At 65.7% G+C, this 17,284-nt stretch carries 18 protein-coding genes; 8 read left to right on the top strand and 10 right to left on the bottom strand.

Translation table 11 applies throughout. The features are described 5' to 3' along the window. Positions 1-603 precede the first annotated feature (603 nt). Positions 604-783: a hypothetical protein gene (locus ACQP1G_RS34040; RefSeq protein WP_433193782.1), complete on the bottom strand. Its 180-nt coding sequence runs from the start codon at positions 781-783 to the stop codon at positions 604-606. 17 nt (positions 784-800) lie between these two features. After that, positions 801-1,856: a saccharopine dehydrogenase NADP-binding domain-containing protein gene (locus tag ACQP1G_RS34035; RefSeq protein ID WP_433193781.1), complete on the bottom strand. Its 1,056-nt coding sequence runs from the start codon at positions 1,854-1,856 to the stop codon at positions 801-803. 260 nt (positions 1,857-2,116) lie between these two features. Here ACQP1G_RS34035 and ACQP1G_RS34030 point away from each other — a divergent pair, with 260 nt between their 5' ends. Together ACQP1G_RS34030 and ACQP1G_RS34025 are read left to right on the top strand one after the other, a co-directional pair. Beyond that, positions 2,117-2,758, top strand: a complete 642-nt coding sequence (locus tag ACQP1G_RS34030; protein ID WP_433209075.1) for an IS110 family transposase — start codon at positions 2,117-2,119, stop codon at positions 2,756-2,758. A 10-nt stretch (positions 2,759-2,768) separates the two neighbouring features. After that, the gene (locus ACQP1G_RS34025; protein WP_433193780.1) at positions 2,769-4,226 is read left to right on the top strand and encodes an amidase; all 1,458 of its coding nucleotides are present in this window, start codon (positions 2,769-2,771) and stop codon (positions 4,224-4,226) included. A gap of 368 nt (positions 4,227-4,594) precedes the next feature. Here the strand turns inward: ACQP1G_RS34025 and ACQP1G_RS34020 are convergent, their stop codons facing one another. After that, a complete protein-coding gene (locus tag ACQP1G_RS34020; RefSeq protein ID WP_433193779.1) occupies positions 4,595-5,281 on the bottom strand; it encodes a TetR/AcrR family transcriptional regulator in 687 nt (228 codons plus the stop codon). A gap of 34 nt (positions 5,282-5,315) precedes the next feature. Between ACQP1G_RS34020 and ACQP1G_RS34015 the strand changes: the two genes are divergently transcribed. Continuing rightward, a complete protein-coding gene (locus ACQP1G_RS34015; protein WP_433193778.1) occupies positions 5,316-6,707 on the top strand; it encodes an FAD-dependent monooxygenase in 1,392 nt (463 codons plus the stop codon). Between the two features lie 385 nt (positions 6,708-7,092). On the opposite strand, the gene ACQP1G_RS34010 is transcribed toward ACQP1G_RS34015, so the two are convergent. Beyond that, positions 7,093-7,761, bottom strand: coding sequence for a class I SAM-dependent methyltransferase (locus tag ACQP1G_RS34010; protein ID WP_433193777.1), 669 nt, complete (start codon positions 7,759-7,761; stop codon positions 7,093-7,095). A 1,107-nt stretch (positions 7,762-8,868) separates the two neighbouring features. On the opposite strand from ACQP1G_RS34010, the gene ACQP1G_RS34005 reads away from it, so the two are divergent. Genes ACQP1G_RS34005 through ACQP1G_RS33990 form a run of 4 tightly spaced genes read left to right on the top strand, consistent with a single transcriptional unit; the run spans position 8,869 to position 10,984 of the window. Then, entirely contained in the window at positions 8,869-9,198 is a 330-nt protein-coding gene (locus ACQP1G_RS34005) for a type VII secretion target (RefSeq protein WP_433193776.1), read from the top strand. Then, positions 9,198-9,923, top strand: a complete 726-nt coding sequence (locus ACQP1G_RS34000; RefSeq protein ID WP_433193775.1) for a WXG100 family type VII secretion target — start codon at positions 9,198-9,200, stop codon at positions 9,921-9,923. The genes ACQP1G_RS34005 and ACQP1G_RS34000 overlap by 1 nt, the downstream gene beginning before the upstream one ends. Then, a complete protein-coding gene (locus ACQP1G_RS33995) occupies positions 9,924-10,412 on the top strand; it encodes a hypothetical protein (protein ID WP_433193774.1) in 489 nt (162 codons plus the stop codon). Next, positions 10,400-10,984 carry a hypothetical protein gene (locus tag ACQP1G_RS33990; protein ID WP_433193773.1) on the top strand — a complete coding sequence of 195 codons (585 nt, stop codon included), beginning with the start codon at positions 10,400-10,402 and terminating at the stop codon, positions 10,982-10,984. The genes ACQP1G_RS33995 and ACQP1G_RS33990 overlap by 13 nt, the downstream gene beginning before the upstream one ends. A gap of 298 nt (positions 10,985-11,282) precedes the next feature. On the opposite strand, the gene ACQP1G_RS33985 is transcribed toward ACQP1G_RS33990, so the two are convergent. The 5 genes from ACQP1G_RS33985 to ACQP1G_RS33965 form a co-directional block, all read right to left on the bottom strand. After that, positions 11,283-12,086, bottom strand: coding sequence for an SAM-dependent methyltransferase (locus ACQP1G_RS33985; protein ID WP_433193772.1), 804 nt, complete (start codon positions 12,084-12,086; stop codon positions 11,283-11,285). A gap of 748 nt (positions 12,087-12,834) precedes the next feature. Then, complete coding sequence (locus ACQP1G_RS33980; protein ID WP_433193771.1) at positions 12,835-13,257, bottom strand: VOC family protein; 423 nt, start codon at positions 13,255-13,257, stop codon at positions 12,835-12,837. Beyond that, entirely contained in the window at positions 13,254-13,385 is a 132-nt protein-coding gene (locus tag ACQP1G_RS33975; RefSeq protein WP_433193770.1) for a hypothetical protein, read from the bottom strand. Before ACQP1G_RS33975 ends, ACQP1G_RS33980 begins: the two co-directional genes overlap by 4 nt. A gap of 18 nt (positions 13,386-13,403) precedes the next feature. Further along, positions 13,404-14,417 (bottom strand): GlxA family transcriptional regulator, encoded by a 1,014-nt coding sequence (locus ACQP1G_RS33970; protein WP_433193769.1) that lies wholly within the window; start codon positions 14,415-14,417, stop codon positions 13,404-13,406. Positions 14,418-14,554: 137 nt separating this feature from the next. Further along, positions 14,555-15,436: an alpha/beta fold hydrolase gene (locus ACQP1G_RS33965; RefSeq protein WP_433193768.1), complete on the bottom strand. Its 882-nt coding sequence runs from the start codon at positions 15,434-15,436 to the stop codon at positions 14,555-14,557. A 303-nt stretch (positions 15,437-15,739) separates the two neighbouring features. On the opposite strand from ACQP1G_RS33965, the gene ACQP1G_RS33960 reads away from it, so the two are divergent. After that, positions 15,740-16,213 (top strand): hypothetical protein, encoded by a 474-nt coding sequence (locus tag ACQP1G_RS33960; protein ID WP_433193767.1) that lies wholly within the window; start codon positions 15,740-15,742, stop codon positions 16,211-16,213. 343 nt (positions 16,214-16,556) lie between these two features. On the opposite strand, the gene ACQP1G_RS33955 is transcribed toward ACQP1G_RS33960, so the two are convergent. Next, on the bottom strand, positions 16,557-17,078 hold the full coding sequence (locus ACQP1G_RS33955) for a GNAT family N-acetyltransferase (RefSeq protein ID WP_433193766.1): 522 nt from the start codon (positions 17,076-17,078) through the stop codon (positions 16,557-16,559). Between the last annotated feature and the right edge of the window lie 206 nt (positions 17,079-17,284).

The following is a 17,284-nucleotide window of genomic DNA, read 5'->3' as shown; positions in this document are numbered from 1 at the left end:
CCGGCTTCACCGCGTTCGCGCGCTCCGAGCGCACGATCGCTGGCGGCGGCGACCAGGAGCGTTTCCTTTCTTCGGAATTCGCGCCAGGGCGGAGAACTGCGACTACCCACCACCCGACTCCGATCTCACACTGCGGAGATGATCGAAGCCGCTCTCGGGACTCTGTACGCCCGCGATGACAGCGCGATCCGAGGATGCGCGGCCCGCATTACCGCCGCCAAGCGGTTGGTGTCTGACAGCGTGCTCCGACAGGGTCGGTTTCGCCACTTGCCCTTGCGATCCCGTCCCGCGGGCAGCTGCGAGGTTGATGTGTACATCAAGAGGTTTGATAATACGTATCATCGAAAAGTATTGGGGCGCTGGCGCGTTGATCCATCCTGAGGCGATGAAGGCGATGTCGTCTGGCGAGCCGAGCTCCAGTCCAGTAGCCCATCGCCACGCCAACTGAGTTGATGGCGACATCGATGATCACCCATCTGAGGTCAAGAGTCGTGACCTTGTCCAGTGCGGCAACTGAACGCTTTCAACTCTGCTCAGGCCATCCTCTGCCCTTGCGGCCCCGACGGATTATCGGCGTTCGTTCCACGCGCAGTGCTGACCGGGCTACGGCGTCACCTTCTCGTTCCAGTCGATGACGAAGCGGTGGACCGGGCCGAACATCTTCTCCGGCTCGAGGAACGTCCGGGTCGCGAGGGGCATGATCAGGGCGAACAAGGCTTTCGCGATTGGGCCGGAGGTCTTGCCGTTGTTGGTCTTTGCCGCGTTGTCGGAGATGTCCTGCACGCGCGGCCTGCGTCGACTTACGGTTCGATGCGCCAGGTGATGTCGAACTGCGCGAGTGCGTCGAGGAAGTTCTCCGGGTCGAACGCTTCGGCGGCCGCGAGCGTCCCCGGCTTGGTGGTGCCGTCGGCGAGCCGGACTGCGGCCGCTACTGCCATCAGTGCGGAGTCGCGGTAGGCGTCCGTGCCGCTCAGTACACCGCGCGCCGTCTGACCGTTACTGCCGAACGCGTCGACGACGAAGTCGTAGCTCAGGCCCGAAGTCGGTTCGTTCGGAAGTGATTCGACGATTTCGGCGGTGAGGGCGCCGAGCTGGCTGTGGAATGCGGTCTCGAGCACGCCCTCGACGTAGGAGACGTTCGAGTGGCGCGGAATGGTGAGCACGGGGGGCTGTGGGAACTTCGAGACCGTGGTGGATTCGGTAGCGTCGGGGAAGGTCATTTCGGGGTGCCTGGCCGCCGCGCCGGTGTGGAATTCACCGTCTTGGTAGTGCCACCCACCGGTGCGGAACCAATCGCGGCTCGCCAGTACGGTTTTCGCGCTGCCCTTCGATCCGTTGCCTTCGCTCGTTCCGTGCAGGCTCATGGAGATCTCCACCGGACCGGTGAGGCGTCGGGAGGTCAGGTAGCCGAGCAGGTCACCGGGAAGATTGCTATTGGTGATGCCGGGGACCACCGCGACGCCCGCCGCCTCGGCGCGCGCCGAGTAGTCGTCGAACACCCGCTTGATGAACAGTTGCTCTCCGGACAGGTCGGTGTAATGCGCACCCGCGTCGATCGCCGCCGCGAGCACTGCCTCGCCATGGTCGACGTAGGACGGCAGACTGCTGATCACCACGTCGGCCCCGGCAAATGCCGCGACAAGGGCGGCATGATCGGAGACTTCCGCGACCCGGACCTCGGCCGCACGCACCCCGGCGGCCGTCGCGGCGGCGTGCATCCGATCGGCGTTGCGGCCCACCAGGATCGGGGTGATTCCCCGGCGGTCGAGTTCGATGAGCAGATGGCCGCCGGTAACGCCGGTCGCGCCGTAGACGGTGATCTTCGTGGTGGACTCGGTGGCGTTCGTTGTTGTCATGACTCAAACCGTATGGCGGGAGCGTGAGTGTATGAATGGCTCTATTACTCAAATTGATGTCTTCAACACTCACTGGGCATGGGCGTCGAACCTGATTCTGCTCTCGGCGATGGTCCAAGCACCGCGTGGCACAGTTCTACAGCGCAGGAGTAGAAATCGGACCGACGGCGCCGGTGGAACGTGCTCGCAAAGAGCTCGCGCGGGAGCTGGTCGCCGACGTTCGCGCACTGGATGTCCGTTTGAAGGCCAACAGGCACCGCATGCAGCAGGAGGCCGATGACTCCGGCAGTAGTTTGGTCAACATCATCGGGGTCGGGCCGGTGGTGGCTGCGCGTCTGCTCGGGCGAACCGGGCGCCCTTCGCGGTTCCGGACCTCCGGCGCGTTTGCCGTCCATATCGGCGCCGCGCCAATCGAAATCGCCAGCACGAACCAGTCCCGTCACCGCCTGTCCCGCCAAGGCGACTGCAAACTGAACAATCGTCTGCACACCATCGCCTTGACTAGAGTGCGGATGCCGGGGGCCGTGGACGCCGCTATTACGACGGCAAGATCGGCGAAGGCAAGACATACAAAGAAGCCATACGGCGCCTCAAACACCATCTCGCAGACCATGTTTGGCGTGTCATTATCGCTGATGAAGGGAAACGAACCCGGGCGGCGGGCTCCGGAGGACACGCGGGGGCGACTCTGCAATCCAGCGCGGCCAGCTCAACCCCGTCAGCCAACTCTTCGGACAAGTCACTTCCGGAACCCGCCGCAGCCCAGCCTACGACCAAAACCTTTCCGCAGCTTGACAAACACAGAGGAACCTCCGGTTTGGTTACCCAGCTGCGGATTGGCGATACCTTTTCCGGTGGATGTGGGCGACTTGTGGGGTCGAGCGCCTGCGGCGGGCCGTTAGGGTCGGATTCATGGAGTGGAGTTTTCTTTCGGCCGAACAGCTCACGGCCGCCCTGCGCGCTGGCGAGGTGACCTCGGTGGAACTGACCGACGAGGCGATCTCCCGAATCGAGCGGGACGACAAGGCGATCAACGCAATCTGTGTGCCGGACTTCGATCGTGCGCGGGCCGCCGCGCGCCGGGCCGACGAGGCACGCGCCAGCGGCGAGGACCGGCCGCTGCTCGGCATTCCGATGACGGTCAAGGAGTCCTACAACATTGCCGGACTGCCCACGACCTGGGGGATGCCGCAGTACGCGAACTATCTGCCCGTCGAGGACGCGGCGGCGGTGTCGCGGTTGAAGGCTGCGGGCGCGGTGCTTCTCGGCAAGACCAATGTGCCGTTCATGCTGCAAGATTGGCAGAGCTTCAACGATATCTACGGCACCACCAATAACCCGTGGGATCACGGTCGCACGTCGGGCGGATCCTCCGGCGGATCAGCGGCGGCGCTGGCATCGGGATTCGGCGCGCTGTCCATCGGCTCCGATCTCGCGGGTTCACTGCGCAACCCGGCGCATTTCTGCGGTGTCTACGCACACAAGCCGACATTCGGGCTGGTGGCGACCCGCGGAATGGTGCCGCCGCCGGCACCGGCGTTGCCGGTCGCCGGCGACCTCGCCGTCTGCGGTCCGATGGCGCGCACCGCCCGCGACCTCACTGTGCTGCTGGACGTGATGGCGGGACCGGACCCGCTGACGCTCGGCGTCGCCTACGATTTGACGCTGCCGCCCGCACGGCACCAGCGGCTCTGCGACTTCCGTGTCCTGGTCCTCGACGAGCATCCGCTCATGGCGACCGGGTCGGCTGTGCGGGCCGGGGTGAACCGAGTCGCCGATGCGCTCGTCGACGGCGGGGCCCGCGTCGAGCGGCGCAGTCCGCTGCTGCCGGATCTGACCGAAGCCGCGACGCTCTACGCGCAGTTGATGGGTTCGAACGTCGGCGCGCGTATTCCCGCCGAGGCGTATGAGCAGCTGCGCACCCACGCCGCCGGACTGAGCGCGGACGACCAGAGCCTCGAGGCGGCACGGTTACGCGGCATGGTCCTGAGTCACCGCGATTGGATCGAGGCGGACATCCACCGTGAACTGCACCGCCACGGCTGGCGGCAGCTCTTCGCCGAGTTCGATGCCGTGGTGTGTCCGATCACGTCGATTCCCGCGTTTCCGCACGACCACAACCCCGACCGAGGGGAACGACGGATCGACATCGACGGCGTCGCGTACCCATACATCGATCAGCTCGTTTGGGCCGGTGTGGCCACCATGCCCGGACTCCCAGCCACCGCCATACCGGCGGGCCGGTCCCCCGAGGGGCTGCCGGTGGGAGTGCAGCTCATCGGCCCGATGTTCGAGGACCGCACCCCGCTGCGGCTGGCCGAACTACTCGAGCAGACAATCGGCGGCTTCCAGGCACCCGAAGTAGGGTAAGCCGTTAACGATCGTGTCACCGGGCACATGAAGCCGTGTTCGGCCTGGTAGCGGCCGATCCCACGCGCCGGTCAGTGTGCTGGGCGTGGCCGAGCGCGGTGAACGGAGCTGGTACCCCATCTCCCGAACCAGATGGTTCACCGACCATATCCGCGAAGGCATTCGCGTCTAGGAGAACCAGCGTGAGGACCTGATGCTGTTCCTTCTCTGGGGGTGTCCAGGGGGTGAGGCCCGGATCTGAGAAAGTTTGTGCAGCTCAGCGGCTTTCGCGGAGACAGTGCAGCTCACGACGGATGTGGTGGAAGAACCGGCGTGTGTCGCGTCGATGGTTCCCCGTTCGGGCGGGACCGGCCTCGGCGCATTCGTGATCACTTTGCCGTCTGCTGAGAGTCCGCGATCCCGGTGAGGATGCGGCGCAAGCCGTACGAGAATTGTTCCGCCGGGCTCAGATCGGCGGATTTGGTGATACGCGAGACCCGGGGATATGCGCCGCTCTCGATGACCTTGCGCATGTAGGGGGCGACGGCAGCACGCCACTGGTCCTCGGTCTGACCGGTGCGCCGCTGGGTCTCTTTCTCGGCGAGCTCGCGCATGACCGCGCCGCGCACGTAGTCCCTGATCAGCCCGACGGCCGAGCCCACGTCGGCGATGTCGGAGGTCAGCGGGGCGGCTGCGGTGAGGGCGTGTTCCAGGCCGCGCAGCCAGTTGGGGCCGAGCGACGGCCGGGTGGCCAGCAGCGGGGCGAGCCAGGTGTGCCGCAGCCACAGCTCGCGCTCGTGGTGGGCGTACGCCTCGAGGTCGGCGTGCCAGTCTCCCGTCAGCGGCACGTGGTCGTCCTGTACCGCATCGGCCATGAGGTCGAGCAGGTCGTCGCGGCTGTCCACGTAGCGGTAGAGCGAGGTCGTGCCGGTCGACAGCTCGGCGGCGACGCGGCGCATCGACAGCGCGTCGAGCCCCTCGGCATCGGCGATGGCGATGGACGCGTCCACGATGCGCTCCAGGCTCAGGGCCTGCCTTTTCGACCGGTACGGCTCACGCTCCCAGATAAGTGACATGGACAGAGTCTACAGAATTGGATACAGTGTGCCCATGAATGGGCACACTGTATCCGCTGATGTTTTGATCGCCGGCGGCGGATCCGTCGGGCTGATGCTCGCGGTGCTGTTGCGCCACCACGGCGTCGAGCCCCTCGTCGTCGAGGAGAAGCCGGAGCTGTCGCCCCACCCCAGGGCCACCGGCATCGGGTCGCGGACGGTGGAGATCCTGCGCGAGGTCGGCCTGGATCACGCGGTCAACGAGGCCGCGGTCGACTTGCGGGCGGGGAAGATCAGAGGACGCACACTCGCCGAGGCCGACTTCACCGAAACCTCGGAGTGGAAGGCGAAAACCGCGGCCGAGCTCACCTACACACCGGCCCGGATCCGCGGCACCTGCGCGCAGAATCGGTTCGACCGCGTGCTGATCACCAGGGCGGGCGACGTGGAGTTCGGCGTGGCGCTCGACTCGTTCGAGCAGGACTCCGGCGGCGTCACGGCGACCCTGTCCGACGGGCGTGTCGTGCGGGCGCGCTATCTGGTGGCGGCCGACGGTGTGCGCAGCCGGGTTCGGCAGATCCTCGACATCGGCCTCACCGGTCCCGGTGCGATCGGTCGGGAAACGACGAGCATCCTGTTCGACGCTGATCTGCGTCCGCGCAAGCCGTTCGCAATGTGCAATATCGATCATCCGGACGCCACCGGCCTGCTGGTAACCGTCGACGGCGAACGCGAGTGGGTCTTCCTCAGCACCCTCGACACGGAGCCGACTCCGGAGCTCATCCGCACTGCGCTCGGCGACCCGTCGATCGAGGTGGAGATCCGCAGCGTGCTGACGTTCCGGGGGCGCGGCCAGGTGGCCGATCGCCTCTCCGTCGGTCGGGTCTTCCTGGTGGGCGACGCGGCGCACGCCATCCCCCCACTGGGCGCGTTCGGGCTGAACGCCGGCATCGCCGACGCACACAATCTGGCGTGGAAACTCGCACACGTGCTGCGCGGTGAGGCCGGGCCCGAGCTGCTGGAGACTTATCACGCGGAGCGCCATCCGGTGGCGCTCATGACGATGGAGCAGGCGCGCCTGCGGTTCAACGATCCGTCCCTGCACTGGGGGAAAGACATGGCAGCGGCGCGCAAGGCAGCCGGGGCGATCAACGCGCCTGTGGTGCACATGGGCTACCGGTACGGCGGCGCGGAGCTCCCCTCCACCGAGGACGTCGCCCTCGACCTCGATGGGTCGCCGGGATCCCGCCTGCCGCACATGTGGGTGGCCGACGGGGTGTCCACGCTAGATCTCGTCGGATCGCAGTGGTGCGTACTCACGGCCGATCCCGAGCTCACGGCCGATCCCGAGGTGGAGGCCGACGTTCCGGTGCACGTCGTGGATGGCTGGCCGTACGGGACGGTGCTGGTCCGCCCTGACGGTTTCGTGAGCCGTTCGCACGGCTAGCGCGCCGCCTTCGGACAGGTGGCGAGCACCGGACTTGGTGACGGCTTGTATGGCGGTGGTCCCGGCTGGAACGGTTGGCCCATTGCGCGCAACTCCTTGCTGACACTGCGACTCGAAACAGCCTATGCGACAACGGCAGACCGAGCCCGGCCGATCACGTAAGCGGTTACGTCCGACGAGGCCCCTGGGGCTGGATTCATCGCGATCAGAAAGAAGTCGGCTGACCTGTCGGACCAGCAGATCAGCGACCTTACGGAACTTGCTGGGATCGTTGCCGGTGAGAACGGCTCGGTGTGAACTAGCTGTGTCATCTCATGAGGTCGGTACCACCGGCAGGCCGTTGAGGCAGCTCGTCGGTACGCGGTCGAGTCAGGCGCAGCCTCAGTCAGGTATCGCCTTTGGTGGCCACACCCGTGATCAGCGGTCGAACAATCGGGGGCATTGCCCGCCACGACGCTTCCTGCACATCTTCGAGCTCCAGCCCGCAGGCCCGGATCAGCTCGAGGGTCGCACGGTTGCAGTGGCAGCCCTCCGCGAACCGGCGCCACGGGCCGGCGAGGCGGTCTTGCCAATGGGCGAGTCGCGGCGACTGGGAACGTACGTGCTCGAGAAACAGGAGCTGGCCGCGGGGGCGCAACACGCGCCCGATCTCCCGCAACACCGGATCTGGGTCATCGACGGTGCACAACACGAGCGTTGAGACGACCGTATCCACGGTTTCATCCGCAAACGGCAGTTGTTCCGCCGATGCGTCGAGCACACGCGCCCGACGTCGGCTGTGACGCAGCCTGCGCGCCAACCGCGTACGCATCGCGGCCTCCGGTTCGGTCAAGATCAGCTCGTCGAGGCCGTCAGGGTAGTACCCCAGGTTGAGACCAGTACCGCTGCCGAGTTCGACAGTCCGCCCCCTCGCCCGGCCGAGCAAATCCCGCCGACGAGCGCCCATACCCGCCCTCTCGCCCACCCATAGCAGAGGGTCGTACAGCGCCGCGAACACCCGGGCCCACAGGTCCGAGCCCGCCACCGCTGCCGCCGGGACGGCGCCACTGCTCACAACTCCAACCTACGCCGGCGGGCATCATCGCGTATGCCCAGCTGATCGAGCAGGGCGGTGGCAGTCACCGGCGCGCCTTACTTTGCGGCTCGGGCCATGGACCTCAGCTCGGGCTCTCCCGTGGGTTCAGCCGGACTGAAGCGATTTCGGCGGGAACCCACGGCGTTGCGAAGACAGCGCCCCGGAATAGCGATGGGTTCGTTGTCGGCTGCTAGGAGGTAGCGGCCCCTTCGGAGCTGGTTTTGCCAGAACCTTCACGTTGGCAGGCGACAGTATCCGAATATGGCCATAGGTGGATCATTGATGATCCAGAGATCTGAGTGCCTGCGAACAAACTGATCGCTGGCGCGTAGGGGGCTATGCGTGGGGATGGCCCGCGTGTCGGGCGGGGAGGGGCGGAACCTGCCACGCGCCACCAGGCGTTTCAGCTTCCCCCGCAACGACTCGACCTTCGACCGATCGATACCCAGCTCGGCGGCGACCTGCCCGGCCCGCAACCCGCCACCCGACTCGGCGAGCACCGCGAAGATCTCGCCGCAATCCTCCTACAGCGCCAACGCTTTCATCCCCGCTGCGGCACCAGCGCCAATCCGATCGGCGATCCATCCGGAATCGGCTGCGACGCAATCATTCCCGTTCCACCGGCCGAAACTTCGCTCACCGCAGGCGGGGTCGGTTCGGCGGTCTCGGCGCAGATCTCGCTCATCGTTTCCCGCGTGATCGCCAGTCGGTGCTATTCAGCTGTTCGGTCGGCTCCGCGACCTGGCGACGCAGCTGCTCGACCTGTTCAGCAGTGGCCGCCCCGCGCCGGTCCAGTTCCTCACGTCACGACACCATCGCCCACTCCGCATCGACGATAAACTCTTGGCAATAACCACAACAACAGTGGCCCAAGCGTTTTCGCAGGTCAGCCGACCTGGGCTGCTGAACGATCAGTTTGGCTCACAGGCACCGAGACGCGCACAGGCAGTGCCGCCGATCGTTCGCAGTCGGGACGGTTGCCACGCGCCGCCGCCCGAGATATCGGCGAAGTTGCGCTGAGCAGGAATTTTGTGTGAAGGTGCTTCGGTGTAGAGCGGCCGGCGTACGGCCGGGAGGGGAGATCTGATGTCGGAGACTTTCAAAGTTGATCCAGCCGCTGTGGACACGTTCGCCACGGCTTTGAAGACGCTGGCCGAGGCCAATGCGAATGTCGCGACCTATCTGGACAAGTGGCTGGTCTTGGACAACACCGTGTGGGGCGACGGCGGGCTCATCCGGGTCGGGCTGAGCGCTGTTGCCGAGGCGCACAACAAGCTGAAGCCCAATTACGCCACCCTCGGCACCCTCTCCGAGGCTGCGGCGACCGAATTGACAAAGGTCGCACAGGTTTACCGGACCACCGACCACGCGCGCGCCGACGAGTTGGACCGCACGTACCCCACAGGCAGCAACTGATGACCAAGACGCCGTCCGAGCACCTGGCGGAACCTTCGCTCGAGGACCCGCTCAACGACAGTTTCGAGTTCCTCATCACCTCGAACGCCATTTCGCCGACGTACTGGGCTTGTAAGTGGTGCGAAAACGTCCTCGGGACAGACCCGCTGAAGTGGCTCACCACCAAGATCTCCGGTGATTGGGAGGCCCTGCAGAAGGCGGGCAAGGCGGTGGAAAACCTGGCTTCCTACAGCGCGAGCTTCTCCGAATCGGTCAAGTCCGGCGCGACGACTGTCGACGCGACGTGGGACGGTAACGCGGCGACCAGCGCCCAAGCCTATTTCACGGAGCTCTCGACAGCCATTTCCGCGCAGGTCGAGCCATTGAAGGAGATGGCGACCGAGATCAACCGCTTCGCGTCGACTGCGTACCACCTCTCCACCGCCATGAGTAATGCCTTGCAGACCTTGCTGGACTGGGGCGCCATGGCGGTGATCGAGTGGGCCGCGGCCGAGGCCTCGGCGCTCACTGGCGTCGGAATTTTCGCAACGGCGGCCCTGGTCGCCGCCGCCGCCGCGACCACGGCGAAGGTGATCGCGGAATGGGGCCTGCTGGTGGAGAAGTTCAACGCCGCGTATGTCGCACTCGAGGCCATCGCCGGGGTCGGTTTCGGCGTGGTCGCGGTGGTCGAGTCCGCCGATATGCCGAGCCTGCCCACCGCCACCTACGACCACCCTGGAGCCTGAATGAACGCGCCCGAGCCGATTCATGATCTGGCCCACGGCGATCTCGGGGCCTCACGCCAACTGTCCCGGGCGATTCGGGTGCTGATGGATACCGCCACCGATCCGCAATTGAAGCAGCAGTTGCGCGGTGTCGTCGAAGGTAAAGGCAGCGCACGCGAATTGATGCACAGCGAGGCATTCAATCGGGTGCTCGATCGCACGTTGCCCGCCGCCATGCAGCAATTCGCGGACATGCCGGAGGAGGAACGGCAACGGCTGGCCGCCCAGGGCGAAGCCGAGTTGGTGCGACTCCGGTCTGAACCACTAGAGGACCAGCGGCCGTCGGACCAGCCGACGCCCCCTCCCGCGGATCGGCCGGCGCCCGCCGGGAGCGCCGTCATCCCGGGCACCCGCAAGCCCAACCGCGATCGCATCGTAACCCCGACTGATGACGACGACGAGGACGACGAATACTTCCGGGACCGCCAGCAGCGCGGATGGCTGCAGTGACCAGGGCGCGGGTGGTCTTCGACACTGAGATCAACCCGGATTGGACACCGACTCTCGCGACGGCACCGACGGAGCTCGTTCTCACCGAGCCGATGCCGGGGTTGTGCAGCGAGCACGGTTGCACCGCCAGTGAGACCCGTTCCGTCGCAGTCAATTCCAGTGGCCCACTATCGGAGTTGCCGACACCGCGAGCCATGTTGCGCTCCATGAAACCCGGGCGGCGGGACCCCGTCCTGGCGCGCGTCCGCTTCGACTGCCCGGCCTGCGAGTTCTGTCTTCACGAGGTCCGGCGCTTTCGTCGAATCGCGCTGCTGGCGCTGCTGGCGATACCGCTGACAATCGCGGCCGTCCTCATCGCACGGGCGCTCGAACTCGAATCGCTATATCTACCTTTGGCTTTCGTGAGCGTGCCCGGATGCATGCCGATCGCGTTGCTGGTGGCGATGCTGTCCTGGAGTCGCTCCCGCTATTTCGCTGATGTCTGGATGAACGAAACAGCCGACCAGCTGATCGTTTCCGCGCACCCGGATTTCGTGGCCGCGGTCGAGCGAAATCGGGCCGGGAATCGCTGAACGCCCACTGGAGCCCACCACAACAGGGGCCCAAGCTTTTCCGCAGCTCCGCCCACCGGAGCCATTAAACGATCAGCTTGTTCACAGGCACTGAGGTCCACATTGCCGCAGGGAGAAAGCCGCTCGGTCTCGACTGGTGCGTCGACGAGTTCGGGCCGCTTGACCTGCAGCCTGTCGCTGGCCGGGGCTGGCAGCCGTGACGTAGGCCAAAGCGGTTGTGGCCACGGCTGTTACAGCTCGGGTTCTAGCGGCTGTCCGGGCCTCGTCCCGGGTCGGTCTCCTGGGTGCGGGGGTTGTATTACTTGCGTGCAACGCCCGCGTAGGCGGACGCTTGCGCGTCCATTTTCTTCGGGGGTGCGACACCGTCCGGGTGCCAGCGGTGCGGCACCTCTACACCGGGATCGACCAGCTCTAGTCCCTGGAAGAACCGCATGAATTCGTCTCGGCTTCGGACTTGGCACGGCAAGCCGCTGCGGCGGTAGATGTCGACCACGGTACCTATTGCCGTCGGATCGAAGTCTGGCGTGACGTGTGTCATCACTAGATACGAGCCAGGAACGAGCCTGTCCATCAGCGCATCGACGATTCCGTAGGGATCCTGCTCGTCGGGGACGAAATGCATCAGGGCGTTGAGACTGAGCGCGACCGGCTGGGTCAGGTCCAGTGTCTCGAGCAATCCCGGGGCATTGAGAATCTTTTCGGGTGTCGTGACGTCGGCGGAGACGTAGTTGGTACGCCCCTGCGGTGAGCTGACCATCAATGCCCTGGCGTGGACGAGCACGATCGGATCGTTGTCGACGTAGACGACTCGCGTCTCAGGCGCAATCTGTTGGGCCACCTGATGCAGATTCGGCTCGGTCGGGATACCGGTTCCGACATCGAGGAATTGACGAATGCCCGCGTTTGTGAGGAACCGTGTCACGCGGTGTATGAAGGCCCTGTTCTCCTGCGCGGCGACCCGCACACCTGGCCAGATCGCCACGACCTGTTCAGCCGCTTCCTCGTCTGCGCTGTAATGGTCCTTGCCGCCGAGGTAATAGTCATACATTCGGGCGGTGTGGGGCTGATTCTGCCGTAGGTCGACAGGAGAGCCGGGTTCCACGGGCGGAGTCCTTTCATAGTCGAGACAACATCAAGGTAACAAGCGGGCGGTATGCGGGCGTGTCGTTCAACCTTGTTGGGGGGCGCACTGTGCGGCCCGCTGCCAGCGTGTGAGCGCGCCGAGCAATCGTCTGCGGCGACAGTGGTCGGCGAACAGGACTGATTCCATGCTTGCCACGCTAGTCTACTGGGCGCCTTGGATCCGGCTACCGGTCAGCGCTCTACTACCGAACCCGGGATCGCAAGCGCTGAAACGAGTTTCGAGGCCTTCTGCAGTCACTGCGCCAGCGCTGGCCGGGCGAGAAGTTGTCTGTGATCGTCGATAACGTCTCCCCGCGCAATCCCGTGAGGTGCTCGAAAGTGGTACCCGGGCAACGACGTCGAGCTGTGCCGACTTACTCCGCTGGCAGACTCACCGGTGATGATCCTGCCCGATGGTCATCGATTGGGAGTGCGACGGAAGGGGTTTCGGGAAACACTATGAGGTCGTTGCACGCCGCGCCCTGGGATTGATCGGATAGCAGAGTGATTGCCCGTGTGTGCAGAGCTGGATCGAGGCAACGGTGGATTGAGGCTGCGAGCGAGTGGTCGCTCCACAGTGAACCATCCTCTTCTACCGCATATCGCTTGTCCACCAAAGCATCTCGGGTAGCGGATGGCGGACGAACCCGACGTGCGCTCATGCCGAATATTTGATATGGCTGCAAGGCTGGCGCGGCCGATGCTGGTTCGGCTGCAGGCCGGCGGCTCTAGCGCGCGGGGTTCCAGGCTTTATGCACGAACTCCAGGTGGTTGCCATCGAAATCTGCGACATTGGCGGCGTAGTAGCCGGGTGCGAAATATGTCCGGTCCGCTGGCCCGCCTTCGTCGATGCCACCGGCGTTGATCGCGGCGACGTGGGCGGCGTCAACGGCTTCGTTGGTGTCGCACACGATGCCGAGGTACAGACCTGTCTCGCCGGGCTTGCGCTGCCGCAGCCAGATGCTCGATCCGACTCCGGTGCCGGAGATGTATGTGTCGTCGCCGAGACCGAAGAGATCCGGGACATTGTCAGGTCCAGACGCGGCATCGTATTTCCCGAATTCGCGCCAGCCAAGGGGCTTCAGTGCCTCGACGTAGAAGCCCAGCGACTTCTCGATGTCCGTGACCGAGATGTAGACATGATCGATCATTTCGCGGCATCCTTCCGCACTGCGGTGTTCTTACGGGCAAAGTCGTGAAACGTGCGCCACGGTACGCCGGTGATCTGCGCGACCGTGTAGTTGAGGCGGGCCTGCGCGTAGGCACTATTTTGCCGCATACCGGGGTCGCCGAAGGATCAGCTGTTGTGCATCGGGCTCACGGAGCGGTCTTCGGCGAGGCTTGCGCCGGTGGCGAAGTGCTGGCGGTAGCGCTCGGGGGTGGTGGCGAGGCGGCGGGTGAAGACTCGGTGGAGGGTTTCACCGTGGCGGTAGCCGACCGCGCGGGCGATCGCGGTGATGGTGAGTTCGGTGGATTCCAGGAGGCGGCGGGCCGCTTCGATGCGGAGGTCTTCTACGAATGCGGCTGGGGTGGTTCCGGTTTCGACGCGGAAGGCGCGGGCGAAATGTCGTGCGCTCATGCCGGCGCGCTGAGCCAGAGCGGAGACTGCCAGGTCGTCGTCGAGGTGGTCGGGGAGCCACCGTTGGACGGCGCGGATGGCGGGGGTGCGGGCGGGCTGGGCGCGTAGTTGGGCGCTGACTTGGGCTTGGCCACCGGAGCGGCGGGTGAAGACGACGAAGGCGCGGGCGATCTGCTGGGCCATTTCGCGGCCGTGATCGTCCTCGACGAGGGCCAGGGCGAGGTCGATGCCGGCGGAGACGCCCGCGGAGGTCCAGCGGTTGCGATCGTGGACGTAGATGCGGTCGGGCTCGACGGTGACGCGAGGGTAGGTGCGGGCCAGTCGATCGGTCGTACCCCAGTGGGTGGTGGCTCGGTAGCCGTCGAGCAGGCCGGCGGCGGCGAGCAGCAGCGCGCCGGAGCACACCGAGGTCACTCGGCGGGATTTGCGGGCCAGGGCGGGCAATTCGCGGACCACTTCCGCGGACACCGGCCCGGAGATCCAGCCGCCAACGACCATCAGGGTGTCGATCTCGTCGGCGGAGGTGGCCAGGTCGTGCAGCGAGTGTTCGACCGCGATGGTCAGACCGCCGTCGGCTTTGATCGACCGGCCCTGCGGCGAGGCCGTCACGAGCCGGTACATCGTCTTCTCGGCGACCGCGTTGACGAACCCGAAAACATCCATCGGCCCGGCCAATTCGACCAGCTGCATACCCTCGTAAGCGACGAAAACGATGGTGCGCGGCGCGGGCATTCCGCCATCATCGCAGCCGGGACAGGTGGCCGCCACGATCAGTGCGTGACCGTGACGGCAGTCGGGCTCCCGCATCGACGCCCACAGCGGGAATATCGCCGCGCGCAATGGCGGTCGGGAGGCCCACCCCGGCAGCATCAGCCGACGCGCCCGACCCCGGCGCTCTTGCCGTGCACCGCGTGCTGATCGAGGAACGGGATGATCACTGCGGCAACATGATCCGCGAACTGGGCGTGCGGATAGTGTCCACCGTTGTCGACCATCACGACCCGGCCCGAACCATCCGGCATGGCGGCCACGATCGCGTTCGCCTCGGCCTCGGGATCGGCGAAATCCGGGTCCGCCGAACCCATGATCACCAGCGCGGGGCAGCGGACGTCCGCCAACCGGGCGTGCGCGTCCGCAGGGGTGGTCTGTCCGGTCTTCATGAATTCCGCCCAGCGCTCGGGCTGTCGCAGAATGTTCTCGAGGCCGGCGAGGTATCGGTCGTAGTCGGCGGGCTTGGTCGGATAGGCGATGTCCAGATACCGCCGCCACCAGGGCAGTGAATTCATCATCGAGGTGAGGGCGAGGCGGACCATGCCGCGGCGGTATCGGCGGCTGGTGAGCAGGGCTCCGGCGTGCAGGCGTTGGGTGAGGGTGAAGGGTTCGATCTCAACGATCGCGGTCACCAACTCCGGGGCCTGTGCCGCGGCGATCGTTGCCGACCCGCCGGACAGCGAGTGCCCGACGATCACCGCCGGGCCGCCGAAGGCCCGGATGACCCCCAGCAGGTCCTCCGCTACATCGGTGCGGCTGATAGCGGCTTTCCCGGTCACCGACGGCCAGTCGAGGCTCGATTCGCCGTGCCCGCGCATGTCCACGTTGACCACCCGGTAGCCCGCGGCGGCCAGCGGGCCGACGAGGTGGCGGAAGTCGTGCCGCACGGTACCCATGCCGTGCGACAGCACCACGAGCGGTCCGTCACCGACCACATCGCAGGCGAGCTGTCCGTGTTCGAGCGTCACGTACTCGGTCATTGTCGTTTCCTTCCAGCGGAATCATCCGGTGGCCGCGGCTGCGACCTGCTGGAATTGAACGCCGGGAAATCGGCGCGGCCGATACCGAAGGCCGAAAGGGTCAGCCGTATGGCCGATTTCCTCAGATCCTGACGGTGTCGCCGCGAAAACGACAGTCGCGGACCGCGGTTTCGATCGGGCTTTTCTGCTTTCGTGAACTCGGTCCGCACCGCCCAGAGGTACGCCCGACAAGGCGAGATTCAGTGGCCAGGCTCCTGCTTTTCGCATGGTGGTGGCGACGACGGTGCAGGCCTAATATCAGATGTGTCGGGGAATGTCAATGAACTCGACAATCGGCGGGTCAGTTACGTGCGACGGACTCGCCGGAAGAAGGTAATGATGATGACCAACAAGACGCATCGAACTGCCACATACCAGCTGCTCGCGAAGGTCGCGCTCGTCGGAGCCGCGATCGCGGCTCCGATGACGGCGGCGGCGGTTCCGGCCATGGCTGCGCCGACGTCCGTGCCCGGTGTGGTGCAGGTTGATCGCCCTTGGGGCGGCGGCGGCGGTGACGACGGCGGTGGTCGGGGCGGTGGCTGGGGTAATGGTGGCTGGGGTAACGGCGGCTGGGGCAATGGCGGTTGGGGCAATGGCGGTTGGGGTAACGGTGGCTGGGGCAATGGCGGTTGGGGCAATGGCGGCTGGGGTAACGGTGGCTGGGGCAATGGCGGTTGGGGCAACGGCGGTTGGGGCAACGGTGGCTGGGGCGGCGGCGGCTCGTTCGGCAGTAGCTGACCGAACGGATCTGCGCGGGATAGAGATCGGTGGGCTGGCAGCGGACCGGTTCGACCGCCACACCAATCCGGCCCGAAGCCGGTGGCCGCGGGCTCGGTGCGTGAGTCTGCGCACACGGTTGTTATTGATCAGTATTTTCCCTGGTCAGAAAGGGTGCTGCAGTGCCAAGTCGGCTCGCAGTTCGCGGAAGTACTACTGGTTGGGCCCGATCCGCGGCACTCGCCGCGCTTGCGCGCTGGCTCGATGGTCATTCGGACGAGCCTTGGGTAGCCCTTGCCGGCACGAGGCATGACAAGCGAATGATGTCGGCGCCGCATATGGCAGGCGCCGACATCATTACCGACTACCGCTGGTCAGCCGCCGTGCGATAGCAGGCCAGGTGCTCTCCCTCGGGACCACGGCTCTGGCCTACCAGGTCGAACCCGGCCTTCTCCAATACTCGCGCCGATGCCGGATTCGCCAACTCGACATTGGCGAAGACGGTGTGTACTTCCGGTGCGGCCAAAGCGAATTCGGTCAAGGCCCGAGTCGCCTCCGCGGCATAGCCCCGGCCGCGTCGCGAAGCCACGATGCCGTAACCGATTTCGAGTTGCCCGTCATTGGGCGGCCAGAACAGTCCGATCCCGCCGACCACCAGCCCGGTGGCGCGTTCGATGATCAGCCGTTGCCCATAGGTCCCCAGCCAGGCCGGGTGCTCGGCGAACAGTGCGGCGATCACCTTGTCGCCTTCGGAGGGAAAATCGTCCGCCCAGTCGGCCTGCCGGTGGTCGCCGAGCACGGCGGCGGCTTCTTCGCTGGTCCATGACCGCAGTATGAGGCGGTTGGTGGTCAGCTCGGTGGGATCGGTTGTGAGAATGCGAGACACGTACGGGTCCTTGTCATTCGAAGTTCGACCCGGCCCGCGCGTTTCACCCTCGGGCGGACCGGAAAAAGGCATGCTGAAGACGGCTTGGGACAGCCATATTCATCAACCTCCGGACACTATGAGTGTTTGCGAATCTCGCGCGACCAACCGTAGCGCATGGATGCGCCGATCAGCCGAAGATGCGGGCGGATGCGCTGCCCGAGCTG

The sequence above is a fragment of the Nocardia sp. CA-107356 genome, from assembly GCF_050946365.1.
Lineage (GTDB): Bacteria > Actinomycetota > Actinomycetes > Mycobacteriales > Mycobacteriaceae > Nocardia.
The sequence above is the reverse complement of the archived record's forward strand: the minus strand, read 5'-3'. Positions and strand labels throughout refer to the sequence as shown.